Here is a 19,991-nt window from a genome sequence, read left to right as displayed (position 1 = left end):
CTCACTCCTAAAAATCCCCAGGCAGTCCTATTGGTATGAGTGCCATTAGGTAAATGACAATCTTGACACTTGGGAGCAGGTGCATCTTTTGAAAGTCCTCCTGCCTCTTTGGCAAACCAGCGAGCACCATGCTTACTACTGCTCCACATCTCCCATTGGGGATGGTCATAACCCATGTGGCATTGCTGACAGGCATGGGGATCTAATGCCTCTTTTTTAGAAAAACTATGTCTCGTATGACACTCATCACAAGAATTGTTTTGATAACGATAACCTTTTGCATGTAATTCCTTCTTCTGCTCTTCACTTTTAATACCCATATTATGACAGCCTCCACAACCTCTTCCTCCTTCCATCAATTCATCAGGCTCCAAATGGGTAACAGGCATGGCATTCAAGGCAGTCCAACCCCGATTATGTTTTCCTTTAATAAATTGATTGAATTGGGTCTCATGGCATTGAGCACAAACATGTTCATCAGGTAATTGAGCCAAATTTACATTTTTGCGACTATTGTGTTTTTCCCCATGACAAATAGAGCAAGTGACATCCATTTCACGATGCTTACTTGTCTGCCAATCCTTTACCAATCCTGGAGTAACTGTTTTATGACAAGAAATACAGACTTCTCCGGCTATGGCCGAATTTAAAAGGAATAATACTATAAAAATACTTATACTTATCACTGTAATTTTTGCCTGCATGTTTCTCTCCTTTTTAATTTCTTTTTTTAAAAAATTATTCTAAATTTATTTTTTGTCTTTGTCAAGAAAAATTTTTTCCCTCAAATCCTTGTTTGTCCTACAAGAAACCCCGTAAGTGTGCTATAATAAAGCGATTTTGAAAAAATGCCTTTCACCTAAAAGGCGAAAACACACTCACAAGATCTAAAGTAAACTTGGAGTTTATAAAACACTGTGAGAGACAAATGCCAAAGGGATTCATCTTTTTTCCCAAATGTCTTTTTTAACAAAAATCAATCGCGGATTTTGGGACACTACCCTTCCCTTGACTTTAAGCTTAACCTTGGTTAAAAATTTAAAAAATATTTATAATAGGGGTGAGAAAATGTTATTTTTTGATCCTTTATATTTTTTGCTTTTAGCACCAGCTTTTATTTTATCATTAATTGCACAAATTTGGGTGAAAAGTGCCTATGCAAAATATAGCCACATACCAAATACCCGAGGAATCACTGGAGCAGAAGCAGCTGCTTATATGTTGGAAAGACAAGGTATATATGATGTTCAAATTGAAATGAGTCATGGCTTTTTAACTGACCATTATGACCCTCAAAATAAAACACTTAGATTATCACCTGAAGTTTATAATAGCCGTACAATAGCCGCTGTGGGTATTGCTTGCCATGAAGCTGGACATGCTCTACAACATGCACTTGGATATGCTCCTTTAAAATTACGTACTGCTCTTGTTCCAATAACAATGATTGGATCTAATCTTGCTTGGCCTCTCCTTTTTATTGGCTTTATCATGCATGCTATGTCCTTAATTAAACTTGGTATTTTATTCTTTTCTGGAGCAGTACTTTTCCAATTAGTTACTTTACCTGTTGAATTTGATGCTAGCCGTCGTGCTCTTGTAGCTATCAGAGAAACAGCATTATTAAGAGAAGAGGAAATTGGAGGTGCAAGACAAGTATTAACTGCAGCAGCAATGACCTATATTGCTGCTGCACTGGCTTCCATCTTACAACTACTTTACTTTTTAATCAGGGCAGGCTTACTTGGTAACCGCGAAGATTAAATACCTTAAATTATCAATTTTTTAAATGAATATTATTGTTATAGGTGCCGGAGAAGTAGGTTATCATATTGCCAACAAATTAAGTGGACAAAATGATATTGTAATTGTCGAAAGAAATCCAGAGAAAATTAAGTATATTTCTGAATATTTAGATGTAGCTACTATTCAAGGTTCAGGAAGTGATCCTAGTGTTTTAGAAATTGCTGGAATTAAATCAGCAGATATGTTGATTGCTGTTACAGATAGTGATGAAACTAATATAGTAGCTTGTCTTCTTTCAAACTTTTTTTCTCCATCTGTTATTAAAGTGGCAAGGATAAGAAACCAAGAGTTTGTTAAATACGAAAAATTTTTTAGCCGTCATTTTTTAAATATAGATCTGGTTTTAAATCCTGAATTAGAAATTGTAAAAACGATTTTAAAATTGATAGAATTTCCAGGAGCATCGGATGTGGTTGATTTTATAGGTGGATTGGTAAGGATTATTGGGATTAAGGCAGATGCATTCAGCCCTATTGGGATAAAATTAAAAAATTTAGGAAAGGAATTATCTTATAACTTTCTTATTGTTGCTATTATTCGCAATGGACGTCTAATTATCCCTAGAGGTGAGGATGAGATAAAATTAGGTGATTTGGTTTATGTAATAAGTAAAGGTGAAGAATCCACTAAGATATTAGAGTTATTTGGAAAGGAGATAAAACCTGTAACCAATGTCCTTATTGTAGGAGGAGGTAATGTAGGGGAAAATTTGGCTTATGAATTGGAAAAAAGAGGTATTAAAACGAAAATTATTGAAAAGGATCCAAAATGTTGCGCTTATTTAGCAGAAAAATTAGACAAAACAACTATTTTAGAAGGAGATGGCACTGATTTAAGTTTGTTAAAAGAAGAAAACATTGAAGATACTGATTATGTAATTACAGTAACTGGACAAGAAGATCAAAATGTATTGATTTCACTTTTAGCCAAAGCATTAGGGGTAAAAAGGGTATTAACACGTATAAATAAAACCAGCTATTTACCTTTAGTCTCAGCTATTGGTTTAGATATTACGGTAAGTCCTGCTTTGTCTGTTATTAGTGCTTTACTTAAACGTATGTTTCAAAGGAAGGTGCTTTCAGTAATGCCTTTAGGAGAAGACTTACAGGCTGTAGAGGTGATAACTACATCTGTTTCAGATATGATTGAAAAACCTTTAAGGAAATTAAAATTTCCAAAAGATAGTATTGTAGGTGCTATTGTTAGAGGAAAGGAGGTTATTATCCCTAGTGGTGAGACTGTAATATTACCTGGAGATAGAGTAATCATTTTTTCTAGCACTGAAGCTGTTTCTAAAGTAGAAAAAATTTGGCATTAAAGTAAATTGAGGTTTTCTTATACACTTCACTCTATTGGTGTTATTATTTCCCTTATCGGGCTTGCTATGATAGCCCCTTTGTTTATCTCTATCTTTTATCAAGATGGAGTCCATTTCGCTTTTATAAAATCCATTTTAATAACTATTTTTTTTGGTTTATCTCTTTATTTTATATTTAGAAAAAAGAGTAATAAACTCTCCCATCGTGAAGGTATAGCTATTGTTGCATTTGGTTGGATGGCTGCAGGCATCTTTGGTGCTCTTCCATACATATTTGCTAAAGTTTTTGATAATTTCACAAATGCTGTTTTTGAATCTATTTCTGGTTTTACTACAACAGGAGCAAGTGTTTTAACAGATATAGAATCTTTACCTCAAAGCATTTTATTTTGGCGAAGTTTAACTCAATGGTTGGGAGGTATGGGGATTATTGTCCTTTCTATAGCTATCCTTCCATTCTTAGGTATAGGAGGTATGCAGCTTTATAAAGCAGAAGCTCCTATCTTAGTAGTAGATAAATTAAGACCTAGAATTTCTGAAACAGCAAAAGTTTTATGGAAAGTTTATGTATTAATTTCTGCTATTGAAGTATTTTTATTAAAAATTGGCGGAATGAAACTTTTTGATGCATTTTGCCATACTTTTACTACTATGGCTACAGGTGGATTTTCTACAAAAAACATAAGTATTGGTTATTTTCAAAGTGCATACCTTCATTATGTTATTACCTTTTTTATGCTTTTGGCTGGTATAAATTTTTCCCTTCATTATCGGATTTTAAAGGGAAATATAAAAGATGTTTTAAAAGACCCAGAACTTAAATTTTTTATATCTATAATAGGCATCTTTACTTTTATAATTTGTCTTAACATATATAAACAATTTAATGGTATTTTAACTTCATTCCGTTATAGTATCTTTCAAGTTTGCTCTATCATTACTACTACCGGATATACTACAACAGATTTTGATAAATGGCCTACTCTTTCTAAGATTATTTTATTAATTTGTATGTTTATAGGAGGTTCTGCAGGTTCTACAGGAGGAGGAATAAAATGTGTACGTATTTTATTATTATTAAAACATAGTTATCAAGAATTGCTTAGAATCATCCATCCCCATGTTGTACATCAAACAAAATTAGGGAAAAAGATTGTTCCTTTAGATGTTATAAATGGTGTAATAGGTTTTTTTGTATTATACATAGTATTGTTTATTATTTTTTCTATCCTACTTGCTACTTTGGGCATGGATTTCATGAGTTCTATTAGTGCTGTAGCTGCTACATTAGGTAATGTTGGTCCAGGCTTAGGGATAGTAGGACCTGCTCAAAATTATGAGTTTATTCCCTGTTTAGGTAAATGGTTGCTCATTTTTTGCATGATTTTAGGTAGATTAGAGATTTATACAATCCTTGTATTATTTACCCTAGAATTTTGGAGAAAATAATCTAAAATGTTTAAAAATCTCTCTCCACCAACTATCTTAGCTTTCTCTTTTATTATTTTAATTGTAATTGGTTCTTTCCTTCTTTTTTTACCTTTCTCTCATTATGGTTCAATTTCTTATTTAGATGCCATCTTTACAGCTACTTCAGCTGTTTGTGTAACTGGATTAATAGTAGTGGATACAGGAACAAAATTTACATTTTTGGGGCATGTCATTATTTTGTGTCTTATTCAATTAGGAGGATTGGGATTGATGACTTTTTCTACTGTCATTTTATTGCTTTTGGGTAAATCGCCTTCTTTTAAAGGTCGTTTAGTACTTCAAGATACCTTGACCCATTCTCCAACAAAAGACATTTTTTCTTTAGTAAAAGATGTTGTTATTTTTACTTTAATTACAGAACTTGTTGGAAGCATTATTTTAGCATTTCATTGGAAAAATATTTTCCCTTGGCAAAAGGCTATATTTTATGGAATATTTCATGCTATATCTGCTTTTTGCAATGCAGGTTTTTCTTTATTTTCTACAAGTCTTGAGTCTTTCTGCACAGATTATGTTGTCTTACTTACAATAGCCTGTTTATTTATTCTTGGGGGTGTAGGATTTTTAGTTGTTGCTGAATGTGGTTTCCGTTTAAGAGGAAAAAAGACACGTCTTTCTCTTCATACAAAACTTACTCTTGCAACTATATTTTATTTAATAATTATTAGCACCATTTCTTTATTTTATTTTGAAAATACAAATACTTTAAAAGGACTTTCTCTCTCTCAAAAATTTTTAAATGCTTTTTTTCAAGCCGTTACTCCTAGAACAGCTGGTTTTAATAGCCTCCCTATTGCCTCTTTAACTGATGCTACCCTTATGTTATTGATGTTATTGATGTTTATTGGTGCTTCTCCTGGTTCTTGTGGGGGTGGCATAAAAACAATTACTTTTGCTGTATTTATCAGTTTCATTGTTAATAAAATTATGGGGAGAGAGAAAGTTCATGTATTTTCTCGCACACTTCCAGATGAAACAGTTTATAGAGCAATTGTGCTTTTTGGATTATCTTGTTGTTTAATATTTTTTTCTACAATATTGCTTATTTTAACTCAAAGTTACGGCATACCTCATAAAGAAGGTATTTTAATTTCATATTTATTTGAAACAATTTCTGCCCTTGGAACAGTGGGACTGACTACTGGTGTTACTCCTAATTTGAATGCATGGGGGAAAATTATCATTATGTGCCTTATGTTTATTGGTAGAGTAGGGCCACTTACTGTTGTACATTTTGTAAAAATAAAAGAAGTAGCTAAACGCTACCAATATGCAGAAGAAAACGTTATGATTGGATAAGGGAATATCATGCGTATTGCTATTTTTGGCTTAGGTATTTTTGGACGCCATGTTGCCAAAGCCCTTTTTGAAAGAGGGCATGAAGTTATTGCCATTGATCAAAGGAAAGACTTAGTTCAAAAAGCTCAAGAATATACAACACAGGCAATTGTAGCTGATTGTACAGATAGAGAATTGTTAGAAAATTTGGGATTAAATAATATTGACCTTGCTATAATTAGTTTGGGAGAAAATCTTAGTGCTAGTATTCTTTTAACCCTTTATTTAAAAGAAATGGAAGTAAAACAGATTATTGTTAAAGCAGTAAATGAAGACCATCAAAAAATTCTTGAGCTTGTAGGTGCCACTAAAGTTGTATTTCCAGAAAGAGAAATTGCTATCAAATTAGCTGCTAGTTTGGATACTCCAAATGTACTTGATTATTTGCCATTATCGCAAGAGTACCAAGTAATAGAAATAGCTGCACCAAAAGCATTTATTGGTAAAAATTTGGGAGAGCTTGATGTGCGACGTCGTTATGGTGTTCAGGTCATTGCCGTGAGGGAAGCTGGATCAGAGCAGGTTTTTTCTTTAATTTCTCCTGAATTTAAAATAAAGGAAGGTGATATTTTAGTTTTAATTGGACGGATTGAAGATATAGAAAGGATAAAAAAATTAAAAGGTTAAATCCCTACTACTGCTTTTGCTTCTTCTAAAGTAGCTCTAGCAATAGTACGAGCTTTTTCAATACCAGCAATAACAGTTTCTTTTACTTCTGATAAATGTGACTTATAATATTGCCTTTTTTCCTGATATGGCTCTAAACCCTGAATTAAACTTTTTGCCAAGATTTGCTTACAATCTACACATCCAATTTTTGCTCTTCTGCAGTCTGTCTCAATCTGATTTACTATCTCTGATGAACTATAAAGCTTATGTATAGAAAATACATTACAAATTTCTGGATGACCAGGATCAGAGCGACGTAAGCGAGATTGATCAGTAAACATTTGTCTTACTTTCTCTTTTAAAACATTGGGAGGATCAGAGATAAAAATAGCATTATTATAACTTTTACTCATTTTTCGACCATCAATACCTAATAACTTTGGTACTTCAGTCAATAAAGGTTCTGGTATTGGAAAAACTTCACGATATAAATAGTTAAAACGACGAGCAATCTCTCTTGTTAATTCTATATGAGGTAGTTGATCCATTCCCACTGGTACTAAATGTGCTTTATAAATCAAAATATCTGCTGCCTGAAGTACAGGATAGCCAAGAAAACCATAAGTATTTAAATCTTTTTCCACTAATTCTTGCTTTTGTTCCTTATAAGTAGGATTCCTTTCTAACCAAGGCAAAGGAGTAATCATAGAAAAAATAAGATGTAATTCAGTGTGTTCTGGCACTTTTGATTGAATAAAAATAGTTGCCTTTTCTGGATTTAGACCAATACTTAGCCAATCTATAATCATTTCCCAAACATATTCTTTAATTTTTTGAGGATTTTGATATTCGCTTGTTAAAGCATGCCAATCAGCAATAAAAAAATAGCATTCATATTCTTCTTGTAATTGCTTCCAATTGGCTAAGGCACCATGGAGATTACCTAGATGAATTTTTCCAGTAGGACGCATTCCACTTAAAACTCTTTTTTTCTGTGCTATCATACTTGGCGTTTAAAAACATAAATGATTTAATGTGTCAAGTATGAAAGAAAAGGAAAAAATACGTTATCAAATATGGCAATTGTTATTAGAAAAAAATATTTCAAAGGCACCGTTCCATCGTATTCCTCCATTTAAAGGACAAGGAAAAGCAGCAGAAAGGTTGCGTCATCTTTTAATTTATCAAAAAAGTAAAACTATTATGGTACCTCCAGATGAGGCACAAAAGGAAGTGAGATTTAATGCTCTTATGGATGGAAAAATTTTAATTATGGCTACTCCAGGACTTTCTGATGGTTTTTATATTTTAAAACCAAAAGATATACCTAGAAAATTTTGGAATAAAGCCATTCAAACATATGGTGTAAAACAATATGGTAAAAGGCTTCCAACTAGAAAGAATGCCATTGGTCATATTGACCTTTTAATTACAGGAGCAGTAGCAGTAAGTATTGATGGAAAACGTTTGGGTAAAGGAGCAGGTTTTTTTGACATAGAATATGCTATATTAAGAGAATTAGGTTGTATTGATGAAAACACTCCTGTTATTACAATAGTGCATGATGAACAAATACTTAATACATTGCCAAAAAATATGGTAGATGTTCCTATAGATTATATTATTACACCAAGTCAAGTCATTAAAGTTAAGGTGCCTTTAGACAAACCAAAAAGAATCTTTTGGGAAAAGCTTTCTCAAAAACAAATTCATCGTATGCGTCCATTGTGGGAATTAAGTAAAAGAAAGTAATTATTTTTTTTCTTTTTTCCGATTTTTTGTATAAAAAAATTTAGGACTCAACCTTTTAGCAAGAGCCTTTGCTATCCCTTTTGGCAAACCAATATTACGCAATCGGCAATAAACATGAAGCTCATTTAAATAGTGTTGAAATACAGTTTTATTTTTCACAAAAAGTCCTTATTGAAAAAATTCTCTATCTCTAATATCGACCTGTTTGATTGGTTTGTTTTGTTAAATTTGGCATCTAAAATCTAAAGATGATCCTTATTCCTAGACCATTTTTGATCCCAATAGGACTTATAGGCATAATTATTTTTTTCATCTTTTTATCTGTCATATCTACACTCGTTGCTGCTAGATACGCCATGTACCAACCCAATACCACCTGAAAGAGGAATGGCTCCCATAAAGCTGTGTCCACTTACACCATTATTATCTTCACAGATGCGCCAATGGGAATCATTTTCTTCTGGACGTGAGGCTCCCAAAGCTCTTTGGAAAAATAACATTGGAAATACACCTGTTAGAATTGCTCTTGTTGACTTTCTCCCCCATTCGGCTGTTATTGAAAGCAATTTTGTGTTTTTAAATATTTCTCCAAGTAAAGCTGTTCCCAAATACACAGGAATAGTTTTTCTTCCATCCCCAAGAGGTTTTATTATTTTTGAAAAATTATCAGTGTCATTACTTCGTAATGAATTTTGATACCACTCCTGAATTTCTCTATCTATGGAGGTATTAGCCAGTACACCAGCTATTATTAAACTAATCCCTAAACCATTGCCTGTAAAATAATTCTTATAATCTTGGTATACAGTATCTTTAATCACACTCAATTTTTCCATAATAGTTGTATTTTTATACTCTTCTGCCCAAATACCTACTGAAAAAAATAAGAAAAATATCACTAAAAAAATCTTACTTTTCATAAAGGCTTGTTTTTAAATATCGACTTGCTTAAATAAATTGTTCTATTATTTTAAGAAGGGATTAAATTTTTTTTCTTCACCAATAGTAGAATGTGGTTTTTCACCATAATTATGGCCAGGCCAAACAATGGTATCTTCAGGTAAGGTAAAAAGTTTTGTTTTAATAGAATTTATTAATGTTTCCCAAGAACCTCCTGGTAAATCAGTTCTACCTACTGCTCCAACAAAAAGTGTATCCCCAGTAAAAATATGTCCAGGATAATAAAGACAAATGCTTCCAGGCGTGTGTCCAGGGGTATGAATTATTTTTAAGTTTATTTTTCCAATTTTAATTTCATCCTCATCCTTTAAAAGGATATCTGGTGAAGGAGAAGGGGCACCAAACATACTTCCTAAAAAGAGACTTATCTGACTTAAAAAACTTCCTCCATCAGCTTCATGCATGGCAATTGGAAGATTAAAGATTTGTTTAAGAGCACGATTTCCTGCTGTATGATCAGGGTGGGCATGAGTATTAACAATCATTATTGGCTTTAATTTTAATGTCTCAATGGTTTCTATGATAAAATCCTCGTCTCCACCTGGATCAATAATTATAATTTCTTTTGTCTTAGAACAGCCTACAAAATAACAACAAACTTGAAGTGGACCTACTATTAATTGTTTAATGATTAATTCTGACATTAAGTACCCATTTCCCAAGAAGAAAGATATTTCTCCTGTTCTGGAGTGAGCGTATCTATTGTGATACCCATACTTTTTAATTTTAAACGAGCTACTTCTTTATCTATATACTCTGGCACAGAATAGACTTTTTTCTCTAATTTATCTCCTTCTTTTTTTAAATATTCGGCAGTTAAAGCCTGATTAGCAAAACTCATATCCATGACAGAAGAAGGGTGCCCTTCAGCAGCTACTAAATTGACAAGACGTCCTTCACCAAGTAAGTAAAGTCGACGATTATCTTCTAAAACATATTCTTCTACAAATTCTCTTATTTTACGAACATTTTTAGCCATCTCATTTAATGCCTCTTTTTCAATTTCTACATCAAAATGACCTGCATTAGCAAGAATAGCGCCATCTTTCATAAGAAGAAAATGCTCTCTTCTTATAACATTAATGTCACCTGTAACAGTAACAAAGATATCGCCTATCTTAGCAGCTTCTATCATAGGCATCACTTGATAACCATCCATAACTGCTTCAAGTGCTCTAAGAGGGTCTACTTCAGTAATAATCACTTTTGCTCCCATACCTCTTGCTCGCATAGCTACACCACGCCCACACCATCCATAACCACATACTACAAACACAGAGCCTGCAAGAAGACGATTTGTAGCACGCAAAATACCATCTATAGTACTTTGACCTGTACCATAACGATTATCAAAAAGATGTTTTGTCATAGCATCATTTACAGCAATTACTGGATAACCTAATACTCCTTCTTTAGCCATACTCCTTAATCGAATGACACCTGTAGTAGTCTCTTCTGTCCCACCTATAATTTTATTTAACATTTCCCTATGTTTATTATGAATGGTTGAAATTAAATCAGCCCCATCATCCATAGTAACAATTGGGGAAAAGGATAAAACAGCTTCAATATGTTGATAATAAGTATCTCTATCCTCACCTTTAATAGCAAAGACTGGAATTTCATCATATTTTACTAAAGCAGCTGCTACATCATCTTGAGTACTTAATGGATTTGAAGCACATAGAGCTATTTCTGCTCCACCTGCTTTTAATGTCCTTACTAAATTAGCAGTCTCAGTAGTAACATGCAAACAAGCGCCAATTTTTAAACCTGATAAAGGTTTTTCTTTTTCAAATCTTTTTCTAATAAGCCTTAATACAGGCATAGTCTTTTCTGCCCATTCAATACGTAATTGCCCTTCTTCTGCTAATGCTATGTCTTTTATATGATAGTCCATCTCTACCTCCCTACTTCTTTTCTTAAAACATCTACCATGTCTGTTTTTTCCCAGGTAAAATCAGGATTTTTTCTTCCAAAATGGCCATAAACAGCTGTTTGTTTGTAAATAGGTCTTAATAAATCTAGATGTTTTATAATCATACCAGGACGCAAATCAAAAACCTTTTCAATCAATTTTTCAATCTCTTTATCTGGAATAATACCAGTACCGTGAGTATCTACCATAATAGAAACAGGCTTTGGTCGACCGATTGTATAAGCTATTTGAATTTCACATTTTGTAGCAATACCTGCTGCTACAATATTTTTTGCAACATATCTTGCCATATAATTTCCACTTCGATCCACTTTAGAAGGATCTTTACCAGAGAAACAACCACCACCATGTCTAGACATCCCACCATAAGTATCAACAATAATCTTTCGTCCTGTCGTGCCCGTATCAGCAAGAGGACCTCCTACAACAAAACGTCCGGTTGTATTTATGTAATATTTCATATTTTTAGACCTCATTTCTTCAGGAATAATGTAATGGATAACCTCTTCAATAATGCCTTCTTTTAATACATTATATTTTACCCATGGCTCATGTTGGGCAGCAATTACTACTGCTATTACTTCAACAGGCTTTCCATCTATATATTTTAAGGTTACTTGAGTTTTTCCATCTGGTCTTAAAAAATCTAAAATCTTTTTCTTCCTCGCCTCAGCAAGCCTTTTTGCAAGACGATGGGCATAATAAATGGGCATAGGCATTAAAACATCTGTTTCTGTACAGGCATAACCAAACATCATTCCTTGATCACCAGCACCAATTTCTTCTAACTTTTCACTACGGTTAACACCCATGGCAATGTCAGGAGATTGGCGATCAATGCTTGTAATAATACCGCAAGTCTCCCAATCAAATCCCATTTCTGAACTTGTATAACCAATTTCCTTTATAGTTTGACGTACTACTTCTGGTATTTCAACATAACAAGTAGTAGTGATTTCTCCTGAAATAAATACAAGTCCTGTTGTAACTAAAGTTTCACAAGCTACTCTTGCATTTTTATCATGGGCTAAAATAGCGTCTAAAATGGCATCAGAAATTTGATCAGCTACTTTATCAGGATGGCCTTCTGTAACAGATTCCGATGTAAAAAGATATTCTTTAGCCATTTCTCACTCCTTTCTCAGAAAATTTGGCTATATAAACCTTTTCTTAGAACAAATGTCAATAGAAGAAAATTACATTTTACTTGTTTTTCTTTTCAAATTTTTCTTCTGGATGAACAATACCACCAGATATAATTAATTTAAATGCCTCCTCCACACTCATGTCCAAAAAAATTAATTCTTCTTCTGGCACAAGAAGATAGAATCCGGAAGTAGGGTTTGGTGTAGTAGGCATAAAAACATTTATTAATTTTTTTTGCACCTTTTCTACTGGTTCACCCTTTGTCTGACTAGTAGTGAATCCTAAAGCATAAATACCTTTTCTTGGATACTGCACTAATACAACTCTATTAAAATCTTTTTCTTTCATAAATATCGTCTCAATTAATTGTTTGATCGCTAAATAAATTGCTCGAATAAATGGAATCTTATTAACAATATTTTCCCATAACTCAATAAGTTTATTCCCAATATAATTTCTAGCTAAAAATCCTGTGAGAAGAATAATAACAATAACAAAAAGAAATCCTAATCCAGGAATACGAAAGGGAAGATATGTTTCAGGGTTATATTTAGGAGGAAGATACTTAAGTATTTTATCCATTGTACGAAGAAGAAAAAGAATAATATAAACAGTAAGAGAAATAGGAAGGAGGACAAGAAGACCTGCTAAAAAGTTTCTCTTTAAGATATCTTTGATTTTTTTCACCCTTCTTTTCTCACAATGGCATTATTTTCATCCAAAAATACCTGTTTTGGCTTATACATTTTTAATTGCGATTCCTCCACAAGTGTATAAGCAGTAATGATGATAATATCACCTTTTGCACCCTTACGAGCAGCGGCACCATTTAGACAAATTTCTCCTTTTTTTCCAGGTAAAACATAAGTAGAAAATCTTTCTCCATTTGTAATGTTATAAACATACACCATCTCATAGGGAATAAGGTCTGCTGCTGCCATAAGTTCTGTATCAATACTAAGACTTCCTTCATAATTAAGATTAGCATCAGTTACTTTAGCACGATGAATTTTTGATTTTAACATAAATCTCATTCCTTTACCTCTAACAAAGTATTATCTATAAGTCTAGCTTTTCCAATCTTAACAGCCAATGCCAATAAGGCTTTTTTATCTATTTTATCTAAATCTTCTAAGGTTTCTGGATCACAAATTTTCACATAATCTATTTCAGTATAAGGATGACTTTCAATAAGTTTTGAAACAGCATTTATAATCACTTTAACATTTCTCTCTCCTTTATCTATCATTTCTTGAGCAAGTCTTAAACCTTTAAATAAACTTAGAGCTGATTTTCTCTGTTCAGGTGTAAGATATGTGTTTCTAGAGCTCATAGCTAATCCATCTGGTTCTCGCACAATGGGGCAGCCTACAATTTCAATAGAAAAATTTAAATCTTTTACCATACGTTTTATAACAAGATATTGCTGATAATCTTTAAAACCAAAAAATGCAATGTGTGGTTTAACAATATTAAATAATTTAGCTACTACTGTTGTAACTCCTTTAAAATGGCCAGGACGAGAAAGACCACAAAGATGATTTGTCAACTTTGTCACCTCTACGAATGTTTGATAACCTTCTGGATACATATCTTTTTCTGAAGGTACAAACAAAACATCTACTTTTTCTTTTTCTGCCAAAGATTTATCTCTTTCTAAATCTCTTGGATAACTTTTAAAATCTTCAGTTAGACCAAATTGGATAGGATTAACAAAGATACTTACTACTAATATATCCCCTTTTTTGCGGGCTATTCTAAAAAGACTTAAATGACCTTCATGAAAATAACCCATAGTAGGTACAAAAGCAATAATCTTTCCATTTTTTCGCCACTCTTCAGCCTTTTTATTCATAACTTCAATTTCTTTAATAACTTCCATGGTCAAAAACAAAAACACCTTCTGGACCAAAGACCAGAAGGCTTATTTTTCTGGTCTCGGTCCCATAGGATCCGAGCCACTAAAAAGCTATCATATAAGGTTTTTTCGGTCAAGCTTTATATTTTTTAAATATTTTCCATCTGTAACAAAACTAATCATACCATGTTTAGATGTTATAAATATCTGACTACCAACCATAATATAATTTTTTATAATTTCTTCATCTGGATATCTTCCTGAAAATACTACATATTTTGGTTTAGCTAAATTAATAAATTTCAGAGAATTTGCCTTTTTATTCCCAAAATTTGGAGCTAAAAGCACATCTATTTTTGAAGTATATTGATTAAGGATTCTTCTTTTAAGGTAAAAAGGAAATAAAAAACTTACTTTATTATAAATACAATAGATAAAAAGACTGTCTTTTAATGTAACAGCTTCTTTTTTTGGATAAAGAATTTTTATCTTAACACCATCTATCTCTTGTGTTTTTGGAAAAATAACAGAAACATGTTTCTTTTTACAAAGATTTATTAATTCCAAATAATCTTTATCAATACTTTTAAAGCCATTTATCCAAAGAACTTTTGGGTGAAAGTGATTTGCTATAAATTTAAGTCCTTTAAGATAACGATAATGTGGTGTAGGTAAAACAAGATAATCTATTTTGTAGATTCTCTTTGTCCAAAGTGCTCTGGCAATAATATGTCTGCCTGGATCATAATCTGAACGAGAGCCTCCACCACCTATTAACATTGTCTTTCCTTTTGGAAAATATAGAAATATAGATGTTCCTTCACCAACATCAAAAAAAGATACTTCAAATCCTTTTGGTTTAGCTGAAAAATAAAAAATCATTTCTAATAAAAAGAGACTGATAAATGTTAAGATTAAATATCTTGGACGAAAAAAATTAAATAAAAGAATATAAAGAAAAATGACTTCTAACCATGTGGGTATAAAAAGCCAAAAATGTGTACCTGGTATATTTGCTATTTTTTGTAAAAATAAAATTAAAATTTTTAAAGCCAAACCACCTATTTTTATAAAAAAAGAAGCAATAGTTTCGGAAAACGGTAAAAAGAAAAGAGAGAGAAAACCTAATGGCAGAACAATAAAACCTATTAAGGGGATAGCTATAAGATTTAAAAATGGAGCAATAAGGGAAAAATGACCAAAATAATGCATTACTATAGGCAATGTTCCTAGCCAGGCAGCTAAGCTACCATAAAAACAAAGAATAAAATAATGCAATAATCTTTTTTCAGATTTTAACCAATGATGTGTTTTTGAAAATTTGGGAATGAAATAAAGAATAGAAGCAAGAGCAATAAATGAAAGTTGAAATGAGATAGAATAGATAAGTGTAGGATTAAATAAAAGCATAATCCAAGCGGCTGTAACTAGAAAAATCCAAGTGTTTTTTAAACGTCGGCTAAAATAAAGCCACCAAAACAATAAAAGCATAAAAAAAGAGCGAGTTGTAGCTGGGGAAAAGTGGGCTAATGAAGCATAAAAGAAACTAGGAAAAATGGCTAAAAAAGCAGAAAGCTTTTTTAGCTGAAAATATAAAAGCAATCTTTCTGAACGAGAAAGAATATACCAAAAAAGAGTATAAAATAATCCCATAATCATACCTAAGTGTAAACCAGAAATGGCAAGTAAATGGCTTGTACCAGTAAAGGAAAAAATATCACGTATATGAGGTAAAAGATTTTGTTTTTCTCCTAAAAGCAAAGCACAATATATGCCTCTAATAGGTTGAGAAAGATGTTTAAATAAAAATGTTCTAATTTTTCTTCGAAATTTTTCCAAAATATAAGACCAAAACCAAGGCTTTTCATAACCAACAATATTTATTCTTCCTGTATTAATCCTTACCCACACTCCTTTTCTTTTCCATTCTCTAGCATAATCATAAGTGCCAGGATTATTGGGAGATTTGATAAGTTTTAATTTTCCTTTAACTTCAATAATATGACCAAGGGATAAATTTATATTTTGATAGATTTTTAAAAGAATTTTCCCCTTAATTTTCTTTTCTTTAACAAAAATATCATCAAGAATAAAACGTTTTTTATCTATAATATGGATAACTTTTCCTTTTAAAGTTATTTTTTTATTAACAAATTTGGTAATAGGAGGTGGTTGAAAAAATAAACTTTGCCAAAATGTACCAAGAAAAATAAAAAATATAGCTAAAATATAGCGAGAGCGAAAAAAGAAAAGAAGAATAGAATTAAACAGAAAAAGAAATAAAAACAATTTAACAAAAGGCCAATTACCTCCTATAATAAGACCAAGACAATAAAATGGTAGAAAAAAGATTAAAGGATGACTATTAAGCCACCCTTTCAATCTCTGCCCCTAGAGCCTTTAATTTCATCTCCATTCTTTCATAACCACGATCCAAATGATAAATTCGGTCAACTTCTGTAACTCCTTCTGCTGCTAAACCAGCTAAAATTAAAGATGCACTTGCCCTTAAATCTGTAGCCATAACTGGTGCACCCATTAATTTTGACACTCCTCTTACTATTGCACTTGCACCATCAATCTTTATATCAGCCCCCATACGCTTTAATTCCAACACATGCATAAAACGATTTTCAAAAATACGTTCAGTAATAACACTTACCCCATCACCTAAACACATAAGTGCCATAAATTGAGCTTGCATATCAGTGGGGAAACCAGGGTAAGGTAGTGTAGTAACATCTGTACTTTTAATAATTTCAGGTGCTTTCACCTTTATTACATCATTTTCTTCAATGAACTTTACACCTGCCTCTTTTAACTTACCTATTACTGCCCCTAAGTGTTCTAAACGACAATTTTTAAGAACAATTTCTCCACCTGTAATAGCAGCAGCAACCATATAAGTGCCTGCTTCTATCCTATCAGGAATGATTGTACATTCTGTACCATTTAAACCTTCCACACCTTTAATAATAATAGTGTCTGTACCTTCTCCTTCTATTTCAGCCCCCATTTTTTTAAGCATTTGTGCTAATGCTACTACTTCTGGCTCACGAGCAGCATTTTTTAAAATTGTCACCCCTTTAGCTAAACAAGCAGCCATCATCAAATTTTCTGTACCAGTAACAGTAGGTACATCTAAATAAATCTCTGTTCCTTTTAAACGTTTTACTTTAGCATTAATATAGCCTTTTTCTAATTTAATCTCTGCCCCCATTTGACTCAGACCTCTTAAATGTAGATCTACAGGTCTAGCACCAATAGCGCATCCACCAGGCAAACTTACATAAGCTTTACCTTCACGAGCTAAAAGAGGACCCAAAACCAAAATAGATGCTCTCATAGTGCGTACTAATTCATAAGGTGCACAATGACTTTTTAATTCTTCTGCATGTGCTATAAGAGGTTCTGTAGTGGAAAATCTTACTCCTAAATTTGAAAGAAGTTTTTTAATAGTATAAATATCCATCAATTGAGGAACACAGTGATATATTATTTTTTCTCTAGTAAGAAGACTGGCTGTAAGCATAGGTAAAGCAGCATTTTTAGCCCCACTAATAACTACCTCACCTTTTAATGGTCTACCACCTTGAATAATAAATTTAGCCATCTCCTCTTTTTCTTAACGCAACTACCCTTTTATGTCCAGCATCATCTTTGAAAAACAGAGGTGAATACCAATTTTTAGACGATATAATTTTATTCACTGCTTCTGCCTGATTATAGCCAATTTCCATAATAAGCCAGCCATTTTTTTTCAAAAAAATATGACTATGAATAATAAGATATTTTATATATTTTAATCCATCCTTCCCTCCATCTAATGCTTCCCTTGGTTCATATTGAATCTCTGGTGCTAAAGTAGGAATTGTATCTGTTTCTATATAAGGAGGATTACTTACAATTACATCAAATGTTTTTTCTTTAAAACAGAAGTTTTTTGTAAGGAGAAAAAAAACTTTTACTTTATGTCTATAGGCATTTTCTCTGGCAATATTTAAGGCAGAAAAAGAAATATCTATACCAAAAATAGTAGCTTTTGGAATTTTTTTGGCTAAACAAATGGCAATAACGCCACTTCCTGTACCCCAATCTAAAATTATAGGTTTTTTATAATTTTCTTGAATAATTTTTAAAGCTATTTCTACTAAATTTTCTGTCTCTGGTCTTGGAATAAGAACAGATGAATTTACTTTAAAAGAAAGAGAGAAAAAGATTTGCTCCCCAAGTATATAGGCTAATGGCTCACGTTTTAAACGACGTTTTATTAAATTTTTAAAAAGACTTAATTCTTTTTGATTAAGTGGTTGATCATAATTTAAATAAAGATAAAGCCTATCTTTATTTAGGACATGGGCAAGTAAAAGCTCTGCTGTTAAATGTGGGGCATCTATTTGTTTTTTCTTAAAATATTCTGTTGTCCATTGAAGGAGATCTTTGATAGTCCAGACTTCTGCCATTTACATGGCCTTAATGGCCTCTGCTTGATAATGAGTAACAAGGGCATCTATGATTTCATCTAAATTACCCTCTAAAACATCTTCTAAACGATATAAAGTTAAACCAATACGGTGATCTGTAACACGACCTTGAGGAAAATTATATGTACGGATACGTTCACTCCTATCACCACTACCTATTTGACTTCTTCTTTCTTTAGCAATCTGTTCTTCTTGTTCTTGTCTCTTTTTTTCTAATAAACGTGCTCTTAAAATCTTCATTGCCTTTGCTTTATTTTTATGTTGTGAACGCTCATCCTGACACTGCACAACTATACCTGTGGGTATATGAGTAATTCTTACAGCTGAATCAGTCACATTGACATGTTGTCCACCTGGCCCAGAGGCTCTAAATACTTCAATCTTTAAATCTTTTGGATCAATGGTTACATCTATTTCTTCTGCTTCAGGCAAAATAGCTACTGTCACTGCTGAAGTATGAATTCTACCTTGAGACTCTGTTTCTGGTACTCTTTGAACTCTATGTACACCACTTTCATATTTCAATCGACTATATGCTCCTTTCCCTTCTATAAGAGCAATAATTTCCTTTACACCACCAAGACCTGTAAAATGAGAACTTAAAATCTCTACACGCCAACCTTTTCTTTCCGCATATTTACTATACATTTTAAAAAGCTCAGCCGCAAAAAGGGCTGCCTCTTCACCACCAGTGCCAGCTCTAATTTCTAAAATAATATTTTTCTCATCATTTGGATCCTTTGGTAAAAGTGAAATTTTAAGTTCCTTTTCTTTTTCTGCTATTTTCTCTTTCAATCGTGCAATCTCTTCTTTAGCTAATGCCTTTAATTCCTCATCCTTTTCTTTTAAAAGCTCTTTACTCTCCTCCAATTCCTTTTCCAATTTTTTATATTCTTGATAAGTTTGAACAATACGAGCTAATTCAGCATGTTCCTTAGCATACTTTTTATATCTCTCTGGATCTTTTAAAGCATTTGGATCTGCTAGAACAGACTCCAAGTGTTTAAATTTTTTTTCTATCTCATCTAATTTTTGCAAAAAACCCTTCATGATTCTTCTTTTTCAGGAATTCCATATTTTCTTCTAAATTTTTCTATTTGACCTGCTGCATCAATCAATTTTTCCTTTCCTGTAAAAAAAGGATGACAACGAGCACATATCTCTACTTTAATATCTTTTTTAGTAGAACCAACTTCTAGCTCAAAACCACAAGCACAGCGAATTTTTGTACGATAATACTTCGGATGAATACCTTTTTTCATATTTTCCTCCTTTTTCAAAAGAGGCTTT

21 protein-coding genes are annotated in these 19,991 nt (G+C 32.4%); 6 read left to right on the top strand and 15 right to left on the bottom strand.

Annotated features, from left to right (window positions below; translation table 11 throughout):
• A partial coding sequence (locus LWW95_09035; GenBank protein MDL1957171.1) for a cytochrome C occupies positions 1–704 on the bottom strand: 704 nt, incomplete at its 3' end.
• A gap of 364 nt (positions 705–1,068) precedes the next feature.
• Between LWW95_09035 and LWW95_09030 the strand changes: the two genes are divergently transcribed.
• From LWW95_09030 to LWW95_09010, 5 genes are all read left to right on the top strand, one after another.
• Complete coding sequence (locus LWW95_09030; GenBank protein ID MDL1957170.1) at positions 1,069–1,764, top strand: zinc metallopeptidase; 696 nt, start codon at positions 1,069–1,071, stop codon at positions 1,762–1,764.
• Between the two features lie 25 nt (positions 1,765–1,789).
• Positions 1,790–3,124 carry a Trk system potassium transporter TrkA gene (gene trkA / locus LWW95_09025; GenBank protein ID MDL1957169.1) on the top strand — a complete coding sequence of 445 codons (1,335 nt, stop codon included), beginning with the start codon at positions 1,790–1,792 and terminating at the stop codon, positions 3,122–3,124.
• Positions 3,125–3,190: 66 nt separating this feature from the next.
• Complete coding sequence (locus tag LWW95_09020) at positions 3,191–4,573, top strand: TrkH family potassium uptake protein (GenBank protein MDL1957168.1); 1,383 nt, start codon at positions 3,191–3,193, stop codon at positions 4,571–4,573.
• 6 nt (positions 4,574–4,579) lie between these two features.
• Positions 4,580–5,914: a TrkH family potassium uptake protein gene (locus LWW95_09015; GenBank protein MDL1957167.1), complete on the top strand. Its 1,335-nt coding sequence runs from the start codon at positions 4,580–4,582 to the stop codon at positions 5,912–5,914.
• Between the two features lie 9 nt (positions 5,915–5,923).
• Complete coding sequence (locus LWW95_09010; protein MDL1957166.1) at positions 5,924–6,580, top strand: TrkA family potassium uptake protein; 657 nt, start codon at positions 5,924–5,926, stop codon at positions 6,578–6,580.
• Here the strand turns inward: LWW95_09010 and trpS are convergent.
• Positions 6,577–7,566: a tryptophan--tRNA ligase gene (gene trpS, locus LWW95_09005; GenBank protein ID MDL1957165.1), complete on the bottom strand. Its 990-nt coding sequence runs from the start codon at positions 7,564–7,566 to the stop codon at positions 6,577–6,579. The genes LWW95_09010 and trpS overlap by 4 nt on opposite strands.
• A gap of 40 nt (positions 7,567–7,606) precedes the next feature.
• Here trpS and LWW95_09000 point away from each other — a divergent pair, with 40 nt between their 5' ends.
• Positions 7,607–8,314 carry a 5-formyltetrahydrofolate cyclo-ligase gene (locus LWW95_09000; GenBank protein ID MDL1957164.1) on the top strand — a complete coding sequence of 236 codons (708 nt, stop codon included), beginning with the start codon at positions 7,607–7,609 and terminating at the stop codon, positions 8,312–8,314.
• Here the strand turns inward: LWW95_09000 and LWW95_08995 are convergent, their stop codons facing one another.
• From LWW95_08995 to rpmE, 13 genes are all read right to left on the bottom strand, one after another.
• Positions 8,315–8,473 (bottom strand): hypothetical protein, encoded by a 159-nt coding sequence (locus LWW95_08995; GenBank protein ID MDL1957163.1) that lies wholly within the window; start codon positions 8,471–8,473, stop codon positions 8,315–8,317.
• Between the two features lie 158 nt (positions 8,474–8,631).
• Complete coding sequence (locus LWW95_08990; protein MDL1957162.1) at positions 8,632–9,234, bottom strand: hypothetical protein; 603 nt, start codon at positions 9,232–9,234, stop codon at positions 8,632–8,634.
• A 45-nt stretch (positions 9,235–9,279) separates the two neighbouring features.
• Positions 9,280–9,918 carry an MBL fold metallo-hydrolase gene (locus tag LWW95_08985; protein MDL1957161.1) on the bottom strand — a complete coding sequence of 213 codons (639 nt, stop codon included), beginning with the start codon at positions 9,916–9,918 and terminating at the stop codon, positions 9,280–9,282.
• On the bottom strand, positions 9,918–11,174 hold the full coding sequence (ahcY, locus tag LWW95_08980) for an adenosylhomocysteinase (protein MDL1957160.1): 1,257 nt from the start codon (positions 11,172–11,174) through the stop codon (positions 9,918–9,920). Before ahcY ends, LWW95_08985 begins: the two co-directional genes overlap by 1 nt.
• Before the next feature lie 2 nt (positions 11,175–11,176).
• The gene (gene metK / locus LWW95_08975; GenBank protein MDL1957159.1) at positions 11,177–12,340 is read right to left on the bottom strand and encodes a methionine adenosyltransferase; all 1,164 of its coding nucleotides are present in this window, start codon (positions 12,338–12,340) and stop codon (positions 11,177–11,179) included.
• A gap of 76 nt (positions 12,341–12,416) precedes the next feature.
• Positions 12,417–13,046 (bottom strand): DUF502 domain-containing protein, encoded by a 630-nt coding sequence (locus LWW95_08970; GenBank protein MDL1957158.1) that lies wholly within the window; start codon positions 13,044–13,046, stop codon positions 12,417–12,419.
• Positions 13,043–13,393, bottom strand: a complete 351-nt coding sequence (locus LWW95_08965) for an aspartate 1-decarboxylase (protein ID MDL1957157.1) — start codon at positions 13,391–13,393, stop codon at positions 13,043–13,045. The genes LWW95_08970 and LWW95_08965 overlap by 4 nt, the downstream gene beginning before the upstream one ends.
• A complete protein-coding gene (gene panC / locus LWW95_08960; GenBank protein MDL1957156.1) occupies positions 13,390–14,241 on the bottom strand; it encodes a pantoate--beta-alanine ligase in 852 nt (283 codons plus the stop codon). Before panC ends, LWW95_08965 begins: the two co-directional genes overlap by 4 nt.
• 90 nt (positions 14,242–14,331) lie before the next feature.
• On the bottom strand, positions 14,332–16,599 hold the full coding sequence (locus tag LWW95_08955) for a ComEC/Rec2 family competence protein (protein MDL1957155.1): 2,268 nt from the start codon (positions 16,597–16,599) through the stop codon (positions 14,332–14,334).
• Complete coding sequence (murA, locus tag LWW95_08950; protein ID MDL1957154.1) at positions 16,583–17,830, bottom strand: UDP-N-acetylglucosamine 1-carboxyvinyltransferase; 1,248 nt, start codon at positions 17,828–17,830, stop codon at positions 16,583–16,585. The genes LWW95_08955 and murA overlap by 17 nt, the downstream gene beginning before the upstream one ends.
• The gene (gene prmC / locus LWW95_08945) at positions 17,823–18,680 is read right to left on the bottom strand and encodes a peptide chain release factor N(5)-glutamine methyltransferase (protein MDL1957153.1); all 858 of its coding nucleotides are present in this window, start codon (positions 18,678–18,680) and stop codon (positions 17,823–17,825) included. The genes murA and prmC overlap by 8 nt, the downstream gene beginning before the upstream one ends.
• Positions 18,681–19,751: a peptide chain release factor 1 gene (prfA, locus tag LWW95_08940; protein MDL1957152.1), complete on the bottom strand. Its 1,071-nt coding sequence runs from the start codon at positions 19,749–19,751 to the stop codon at positions 18,681–18,683.
• Positions 19,748–19,963: a 50S ribosomal protein L31 gene (rpmE, locus tag LWW95_08935; GenBank protein ID MDL1957151.1), complete on the bottom strand. Its 216-nt coding sequence runs from the start codon at positions 19,961–19,963 to the stop codon at positions 19,748–19,750. Before rpmE ends, prfA begins: the two co-directional genes overlap by 4 nt.
• Positions 19,964–19,991: the final 28 nt, after the last annotated feature.

Origin of the sequence: Candidatus Desulfofervidus auxilii, assembly GCA_030262725.1 — a bacterium.
Taxonomy (GTDB): Bacteria; Desulfobacterota; Desulfofervidia; order Desulfofervidales; family Desulfofervidaceae; genus JAJSZS01.
Note: the sequence above shows the minus strand (reverse complement) of the source record. Positions and strands in the feature narration are given on the sequence as shown.